The sequence below is a fragment of the Streptomyces coffeae genome, assembly GCF_016741875.1.
GTDB classification, from domain to species: domain Bacteria; phylum Actinomycetota; class Actinomycetes; order Streptomycetales; family Streptomycetaceae; genus Streptomyces; species Streptomyces coffeae.
Window position 1 is genome coordinate 1 of the sequence record NZ_JAERRF010000087.1, and the last position, 4,436, is coordinate 4,436.

5 protein-coding genes and 3 pseudogenes are annotated in these 4,436 nt (G+C 66.5%); 5 read left to right on the forward strand and 3 right to left on the reverse strand.

All coding sequences use genetic code 11. The features are described 5' to 3' along the window. Nucleotides 1-288, reverse strand: a 288-nt coding sequence (locus tag JK363_RS40930; RefSeq protein ID WP_201883410.1) for an ArsR/SmtB family transcription factor, incomplete at its 3' end; no start/stop codon positions are given. A 107-nt stretch (nt 289-395) separates the two neighbouring features. On the opposite strand from JK363_RS40930, the pseudogene JK363_RS44970 reads away from it, so the two are divergent. The 5 genes and pseudogenes from JK363_RS44970 to JK363_RS43620 form a co-directional block, all read left to right on the forward strand. Then, nucleotides 396-767: pseudogene (locus JK363_RS44970) on the forward strand (three-helix bundle dimerization domain-containing protein); the annotation flags it as partial. A gap of 106 nt (nt 768-873) precedes the next feature. Then, nucleotides 874-1,032: a low molecular weight phosphatase family protein gene (locus JK363_RS44535; RefSeq protein WP_307822110.1), complete on the forward strand. Its 159-nt coding sequence runs from the start codon at nt 874-876 to the stop codon at nt 1,030-1,032. A 58-nt stretch (nt 1,033-1,090) separates the two neighbouring features. Next, nucleotides 1,091-1,510, forward strand: coding sequence for an arsenate reductase ArsC (locus JK363_RS40940; protein ID WP_201883411.1), 420 nt, complete (start codon nt 1,091-1,093; stop codon nt 1,508-1,510). 5 nt (nt 1,511-1,515) lie between these two features. Then, nucleotides 1,516-2,499, forward strand: coding sequence for a thioredoxin-disulfide reductase (trxB, locus tag JK363_RS40945; protein WP_307822109.1), 984 nt, complete (start codon nt 1,516-1,518; stop codon nt 2,497-2,499). A gap of 412 nt (nt 2,500-2,911) precedes the next feature. Next, nucleotides 2,912-3,208 (forward strand): NUDIX hydrolase, encoded by a 297-nt coding sequence (locus JK363_RS43620; protein WP_236076567.1) that lies wholly within the window; start codon nt 2,912-2,914, stop codon nt 3,206-3,208. An 11-nt stretch (nt 3,209-3,219) separates the two neighbouring features. On the opposite strand, the pseudogene JK363_RS44975 reads toward JK363_RS43620, so the two are convergent. Next, nucleotides 3,220-3,363: pseudogene (locus tag JK363_RS44975) on the reverse strand (dihydroxyacetone kinase subunit DhaK); the annotation flags it as partial. Further along, nucleotides 3,314-3,721, reverse strand: a pseudogene (locus JK363_RS43625) (dihydroxyacetone kinase subunit DhaK). The pseudogenes JK363_RS43625 and JK363_RS44975, both read right to left, overlap by 50 nt. Between the last annotated feature and the right edge of the window lie 715 nt (nt 3,722-4,436).

The window sequence follows — 4,436 nt, forward strand, 5'->3', positions numbered from 1 at the left end:
AGCGGCGGTGGTCCGGGCGGTCTCGGCCAGCTCGGTGAACTGCCCGGCCATGGTGGCGATGACGTCAGGTCGCAGGCGGTAGTACGTGAACCGGCCGCACGGCTCGGTCTCCACCACCCCGGCCTCGCGCAGAACCCGCAGATGGTTGGACAGGTTGGTCTGGCGCGCGCCGGTCTCCTCGACCAGGTGCGTGGTGCACAAGGTCTCGTGGGCGAGCAGATTCACGATCTTCATCCTGAGCGGGTCGGCCAGCACCCGCATCAGATCAGTATCGACTGACGTCAGCATGGGCTGATACTGTCACATCAGTCGAGGCTGATGCCAGCCTCGGTCCCTGGCCGCCACCGGGACGCATCCGCCACCCGCACCGTGCGGAGCCCCTTTGGAGGGTTCTCATGACCGCATCACCACCCCCTGTCCTGCCCGACGAGCGCCTCGCCGCCGGTGCGGCCCGCCTGGCCGCCCGGCACGCCGGACACCTCTCCGCCGAGACCGTGCGACGCCTGCTTGCCGACTCCTACACCCAGCTCGCCGCCACCGCCCGGGTCCGCACCCACCTGGTCGTCCTGGCCGAGCGCCTGGCGGCCGAGCGACTGGACGCGCTCGCCCACACCCAGGGAGGTACGGGCACGGGACTGCCGCGGGTGCTGTTCGTGTGCAGCCACAACGCCGGACGCTCCCAGATGGCCGCCGCCCTGCTGAAGCTCCGGGCGGGCGGCCGCGTGACCGTCTCCTCCGCCGGAACCGCTCCGGCCGCCGAGGTCGAACCGGAAGTGGCACAGGTCCTGCACGAGGCGGGCGTCGCGCTGGAGAACGCCTTTCCCCAAGCCACTGACCGACGAGGTGGTCCAGGCCGCCGACATCGTGGTCACCATGGGCTGCGGCGACGCCTGCCCGGTCGTCCCCGGCCGCCGCTACCTGGACTGGCCCGTCGCCGACCCCGACGGCGCCCCGATCACCGCCGTCAGGGCCATCCGCGACGAGATCGACGCCCACATCACCGAACTGCTCACCTCCCTCCCGAACCACTGAGACTGAGCATTTCCCCTGTCCGCATCACCTGCTGAACCGATCCGCGAAGGATGAACTGATGTCCTCCACCCCTGCCGCGTCCGTGCTGTTCGTCTGCGTCCACAACGCCGGACGCTCGCAGATGGCCGCCGGATTCCTCACCCACCTCGCGGGCGACCGCGTCGAGGTCCGCTCCGCCGGTTCGGTCCCGGCCGACCAGGTCAACCCGGCCGCGATCGAGGCGATGAAGGAAGTCGGCATCGACATCTCCGACCAGCAGCCGAAGATCCTGACCACCGAGGCCGTCCAGGCGTCCGACTACGTCATCACCATGGGCTGCGGCGACGCCTGCCCCATCTTCCCCGGCAAGAAGTACCTCGACTGGGCCCTGGAAGACCCGGCAGGCAAGGGCGTGGAGTCCGTCCGGCCCATCCGCGACGAGATCAAGGCCCGCATCGAGGCGCTGATCGCCGAGATCGACGCCCAGCAGGAGAAGTAACCGCCGTGACCGACACCCCTGTGCGCGAGGTCATCGTCATAGGCTCCGGCCCCGCCGGATACACCGCCGCCCTCTACACCGCCCGCGCCTCCCTCCAGCCCCTGGTCTTCGAGGGCGCGGTGACCGCAGGCGGCGCACTGATGACCACCACCGACGTGGAAAACTTCCCCGGCTTCCGCGACGGCATCATGGGCCCCGACCTGATGGACAACATGCGGGCCCAGGCCGAGCGCTTCGGCGCCGAACTCATCGCGGACGATGTGACCGTGGTTGATCTGACCGGTGACCTCAAGACCGTGACCGACTCCGCCGGCACCACCCACCGAGCGAAGGCCGTGATCATCGCCACCGGCTCCCAGCACCGCAAGCTCGGCCTGCCCCGCGAGGACGAACTCTCCGGCCGCGGCGTGTCCTGGTGCGCGACCTGCGACGGCTTCTTCTTCCGCGAGCACGACATCGCCGTCATCGGCGGAGGTGACACCGCCCTGGAAGAAGCGACCTTCCTGTCCCGCTTCGCCAAGTCCGTCACCGTCATCCACCGCCGCGACGCCCTGCGCGCCTCCAAGGCGATGCAGGAGCGGGCCTTCGCCGACCCGAAGATCACCTTCCGCTGGGACAGCGAAGTCACGGAAATCCACGGTGAACAGAAGCTGAGCGGCCTGACCCTGCGCGACACCAAGACCGGTGCGACCTCTCTGCTGCCAGTAATCGGCCTGTTCATCGCGATCGGCCACGACCCGCGCACCGAACTGTTCCAGGACCTCCTGGAACTGGACAACGAGGGATACCTGAAGGTCGACTCGCCCACCACCCGCACCAAGATCCCGGGTGTCTTCGCCGCAGGCGACGTAGTCGACCACACCTACCGCCAGGCGATCACCGCCGCGGGCACCGGCTGCTCCGCAGCCCTGGACGCCGAGCGCTACCTCGCCGCCCTGAACGACGAAGGCGCCACCTCCATGCAACCGCAGGTGATCCCGGTCGCCTGAACACCAAGGGAGTCAACGGATCCTGGGTGGTGTGGCCACGTGTGACAAGGCCACACCGCCCTCACGCGCAGGGCTTTCCGGCTCCTGTTTCGAGGTTGGCCATTAACCGGCTCTGCTCTCGTAACCGGCGCATCTGACGGGGACCCTGACTGGCCGTCTGACAGCACAGTCATCAGCAGCGAACCAGCCCCTCGACGAACAAAAGCCTCAGCACGGAGGCCAATAGACGCTGCGTCATCAGTCACACAGTGCTACCCGGCTGACCTGCGAAGATGCCTCATCCGTTCCCGAATCAAAGGAGAGGCGTTCCAGAGCCCCGCTGAGAAAAAGCCCTGACCTTCCGCTTCGCAATTATCCGCAAGGCCCCTCAACCTCCCCGGCGGAACAATCGAGCCGGGAGAGGCCCCGGAACATGCAGCGCGGCGCAACAGGCTTCATCGCCCAGCAGCTCATTCCCCTCACTGTGACCCGCTTGCTCAACCGCTCGACCGTACGGCTGCACCTGTTCGCGGCGACGGATCTCACGCCCAGCGAGCGGAAGCTGAGCGGTGTCGAGACGGGCATGACCGTGGAGTGGTGGGGTCTGCAAGACGCAGCGGCTGCCGCGACCGACGGCTTGATCACGCTGGCGGGCGGGGCCCTGGGAGTCCTGCTCTTCGCAGAGCGCACGCGCTCTTGTCGTCTGGCCGATGTCGCTGGGAGGGAGTAGGCGAGGGCGCCTTGCGTTGCGACGGCGCCGACGATCTTCTCCACGACAACGGCGGCAGCTGTGCCGCGTCGGCCGGGGCTTGCCTCCTGGGCAGGGAGGGCTGCGTCATCGTCGATCAGGACCATGGCGGTGTTGTGACCTACTTTCGGCGGCATTCTCTGCGACGAGGCGGAAGTTGATCACTTCGCCGGTGTAGTTCATCGCCAGGGACAGCGCTCCTGCGCCGGTGTCAGCAAGAGTTGCTGCGGTGGCGATCTGATCTGGGGTGGGGGAGGCGAAAATGCCGCCGAGCACGACTGCGGCAAGCGTTCATTCTCCGACGAATCCGGCATGCAATGGCTCATGTCCTGAGCCGCCTCCGGAAATCGCAGCTAATTTCCCTGCAGGCAGCGGTCTGCGTCGGAGGCACAGCCGGTGGGCGAGATCTACGCGGGCGATTTCGGAGTGGGTTTCAGAGAGCCCGGCGAGTATGCCGCCTACGACACTGTCCGGGGAATTAAGAACCTTCTTCATGGTCGAGACCGTTCACGGCTGATGCAACGGGCTGCAATGATGCTGGCATGAGCGCCATCGCAGTGGCGATGTAAGACGTCACCATTACCTCCGTTGCGGGTGCGGAACACGTGGACGACATCGCAGAACTGTGAAGAGCGGAAGCCCGGGCACTTCGAGTTCGCGTGCACTGGTATGGAGCGAAAGCGTCATATCGATGGATGGCGGTGGAGATTCACGGCTGAACCGTCGAGTCACAGTGAGCTGCATGAAGCTGGGAAGTCGCCCATACCCCTGGACGTGAAGGGGAGGTTGCGATTGAGGTCGGGTGATTTCACCCGGAGGTGTGATTCCGCTCTTGATGAGCTCCACGGTGTTGTGGTCGCACCCTAATTGCGAACTGTGGCGGAGGTACTTTCATGGCGCCCATCATTTTCGCGGTCGCGCTTCTTCTACCGTTTTCCATCACGAGTGCGCCGATCGCGTTGGGTGTAGCCCGCGCATGCGTACAGCCTGGGCGCGGTCGTCACCGACGCGTCGCTCGCCATTACGCGAGACGAGGGGTGCGGCGATGACTGGCGTTGCGGGAGAGAGGCAAGCCTCGGTGTGGCGGTGGAACAGTCGTAGCGCCGACGCCGCGGCGTCGGCCCGCGTAGCCCTGCGAAATGCTTTGGCCCAGTTGGGACTACCTGACGGGATGGTGTGCGATGTGACACGGGCGGCCTGGGAGCTGACT